The 3633-nt window shown below is 65.4% G+C and carries 2 protein-coding genes; both read left to right on the top strand.

The genetic code is table 11. The annotated features are described in order from the left end of the window. Window positions 1-144 precede the first annotated feature (144 nt). Window positions 145-3165: a 2-oxoglutarate dehydrogenase E1 component gene (locus GSQ79_RS17390; protein WP_158809939.1), complete on the top strand. Its 3021-nt coding sequence runs from the start codon at window positions 145-147 to the stop codon at window positions 3163-3165. A gap of 47 nt (window positions 3166-3212) precedes the next feature. Next, the coding region (locus GSQ79_RS17385) for a biotin/lipoyl-containing protein (protein ID WP_305764623.1) at window positions 3213-3633 on the top strand (421 nt) is incomplete at its 3' end.

Genomic DNA, 3633 nt, shown 5'->3' with positions numbered 1-3633 from the left:
CCAGGTAGAGCTTTAAGAATGCTGCCGGGCCTGACGCGGTTTCGCCCAGGTTTGAGCGGCATGAGAGAGGCCCGATAGCGGGGCTTTGTTTTTGTAGTGACCCCTGTCCGGCATGGAGATCGGCAGCGGTTGGAGGTTTGAAAAATGGCACGCCAAGAAGGCAATGGATCCGGCAACGGTTCGGGTGGCTCGAGCTCCGGACGATCGGGCAGCAATGATGCCTTCGCCTCCACATCCTTTCTCTACGGCGGCAACGCCGCATACGTGGAGCAGCTGCAGGAACGCTTCAGGGCCGATCCGGCCTCTGTCGATCCGGAATGGCGCGACTTCTTTCAATCTCTGAACGACGATCCCGGCGCCGTCGAACACAGCGCGCAAGGCCCTGCCTGGAAGGCGGCGAGCTGGCCGATCGCGGCCAACGGCGAACTCGTCTCGGCCCTCGACGGCAACTGGCCGCAGGTCGAAAAGGCCATTGCCGGCAAGCTGGCCGCCAAGGCCGACGCGAAAGTCTCGCCCGACGCCAAGCCGGCCTCGCCCGAGGATGTCCATCGCGCGACCCGCGACTCCGTCCGCGCCCTGATGATGATCCGGGCCTATCGCACCCGCGGGCATCTGCATGCCAAGCTCGACCCGCTCGGCCTCGCGCCGCCCAAGGATTTCGAAGAGCTGCATCCCTCGAGCTACGGCTTCTCCGACGCCGACTACGACCGCAAGATCTTCATCGACAACGTGCTCGGGCTCGAGTTCGCGACGATCAACGAGATGATGCCGATCCTGCGTCGCACCTATTGCGACACGATCGGCTTCGAGTTCGTGCATATGTCCGATCCGGCCGAGAAGGGCTGGATGCTGGAGCGCATCGAAGGTCCCGGCAAGGAAATCTCCTTCACGCCCGAAGGTAAGCGCGCGATCCTCAACAAGCTGATCGAGGCCGAAGGCTTCGAGAAGTTCTTGGACGTGCGCTACACCGGCACCAAGCGCTTCGGCCTCGACGGCGGCGAGGCGATGGTCCCGGCGTTGGAGCAGATCATCAAGCGCGGCGGCGCTTTGGGGATCCAGGACATCCAGGTCGGCATGGCCCATCGCGGCCGGCTCAACGTGCTGACCCAGGTGATGCACAAGCCGCATCGCGGCGTGTTCCACGAGTTCAAGGGCGGCTCCTTCACGCCGGCCGAGACCGAAGGCTCCGGCGACGTCAAGTACCACCTCGGCTTCTCCTCGGACCGCGAGTTCGACGAGAACACGGTGCATCTGTCGCTCTGCGCCAACCCGTCGCATCTCGAGATCGTCGATCCCGTAGTGCTCGGTCGCGTCCGCGCCAAGCAGGACCAGTTCGACGACATCGTCGAGCGCTCGACGGTGCTGCCGCTGCTGATCCACGGCGATGCGGCCTTTGCCGGCCAGGGCGTGGTCGCCGAGTGCTTCGGCCTGTCCGGGCTCAAGGGCCACAACACCGGCGGCTCGATCCACTTCATCATCAACAACCAGATCGGCTTCACCACCTACCCGCGCTATTCGCGCTCCTCGCCCTATCCGTCGGATACGGCCAAGATGATCGAGGCGCCGATCCTTCACGTGAACGGCGACGACCCGGAGGCCGTGGTCTTCGCCGCGAAGATCGCGGTGGAGTTCCGCCAGCGCTTCCACAAGCCCGTCGTCATCGACATGTTCTGCTACCGCCGCTTCGGTCATAACGAAGGCGACGAGCCAAGCTTCACCCAACCCCTGATGTACAAGAAGATCCGGGCGCATCGCTCGGTGCTCGAGATCTACGCCGAAAAGCTCGTCGGGGAAGGCGTCATCAGTACCGAGGGCGTCGAAGCCGCAAAGGCCGCCTGGCGCGCCAAGCTCGACACGGAATACGAGGCCGGCCAATCCTATTCGCCGAACAAGGCGGATTGGCTCGACGGCCGCTGGGCCGGGCTTCGTGCGGCGCCCGTCGGCGAAGAAGATCGCCGCGGTCAGACCGGCGTCGAGCCCAATCGTCTCGTCGAACTCGGTCACCGCCTGACCAGCATTCCCGCCAGCTTCCACGTCCACAAGACCATCCAGCGGCTGATCGACAACCGCCGCAAGATGATCGACACCGGCGAGAGCATCGACTGGGCGATGGGAGAGGCGCTGGCTTTCGCCAGTCTCGTCGACGAGGGTCATCGCGTCCGCCTGTCGGGCCAGGACAGCGAGCGCGGCACCTTCTCGCAGCGCCATTCCGTGCTTATCGATCAGGAGACCGAGGCGCGCTACGTGCCGCTCAACCATATCCGTGACGAGCAGGCGCGTTTCGAGGTCATCAACTCGATGCTGTCCGAGGTCGCGGTGCTCGGCTTCGAGTACGGCTACACCATGTCCGAGCCTGACGCGCTCGTGCTGTGGGAGGCTCAGTTCGGCGACTTCGCCAACGGCGCGCAGGTCGTGTTCGACCAGTTCATCTCTTCGGGTGAGCGCAAGTGGCTGCGCATGTCGGGCCTCGTCTGCCTGCTGCCGCATGGCTACGAAGGGCAGGGGCCGGAGCATTCCTCGGCGCGTCTCGAGCGCTATCTCCAGCTCTGCGCCGAAGACAACATGCAGGTCGCCAACTGCACCACGCCGGCGAACTACTTCCACATCCTGCGTCGCCAGCTGAAGCGGGACATCCGCAAGCCGTTGATCCTGATGACGCCGAAGTCACTGCTGCGCCATAAGCGGGCGGTGTCGAGCCTCGCCGACATGGCGACGGGCACCTCGTTCCATCGCATCCTGCGCGATGGCGCGGAGAAGACCGGCGAGCATAGCGTCGTGCTGAAGCCGGACGCTCAGATCCGCCGCGTCGTCGTCTGCTCGGGCAAGGTCTATTACGACCTGTTCGAAGAGCGCGAACGCCGGGGCATCGACGACGTCTATCTGCTGCGCCTCGAACAGCTCTACCCGATGCCGTTGAAGGCGCTGGTGAACGAACTGTCGCGCTTCAAGGGCGCCGAAGTGGTCTGGGTTCAGGAAGAGCCGAAGAACATGGGTGCCTGGGCGCATATCGATCCGTACTTCGACTGGGTCCTGGCGCAGGTCAACGGCCCGTCGAAGCGCATGCGCTACATCGGGCGTCCCGCGGCAGCCGCCACGGCGACCGGTCTGATGTCCAAGCACCTGGCGCAGATGAAGGCCTTCACCGACGAGACCTTCGCGCTCTGATCCGTTCTTTTTAAATACTTGGAGGGCCGCTCGGGCGGCAGCTTACGATGGCGACTGAAATCCGCGTGCCGACTTTGGGTGAATCCGTGACCGAGGCGACGATCGGGCGCTGGTTCAAGAAGGCGGGCGACGCCGTCAAGGCCGACGAGCCGCTGCTCGAACTCGAGACCGACAAGGTGACGCTGGAGGTCAACGCGCCGGCCGCCGGCGTGCTGGCCGAAATCACCGCCAAGGACGGCGAGACGGTCGAGCCGGGCGGCCTGCTCGGCCAGATCAGCGAAGGCGGTGCGGCGGCTGCGCCGAGCACGCCGGCAAAGGCCGAAGCCAAGGCGACCGCCCCGGCCGAGACCACCAAGTCGGCCCCTGCCGCCTCGCGCGCTGCCGCTGCGGCGCCGTCGTCCGGCACCGCCGACGTCAAGGGCCCGAGCCCGATGCCGGCCGCGCCCGCGGCCGCCAAGATCGCCGCGG

Origin of the sequence: Beijerinckia sp. L45 (genome assembly GCF_009765775.1) — a bacterium.
In the GTDB taxonomy this organism is placed as follows: Bacteria; Pseudomonadota; Alphaproteobacteria; order Rhizobiales; family Beijerinckiaceae; genus RH-AL1.
Note: the sequence above shows the minus strand (reverse complement) of the source record. Positions and strands in the feature narration are given on the sequence as shown.

Coding starts and splice junctions, on each gene's coding strand:
- GSQ79_RS17390 (WP_158809939.1), top strand. CDS start 145: ATGGCACGCCAAGAAGGCAATGGATCCGGCAACGGTTCGGGTGGCTCG.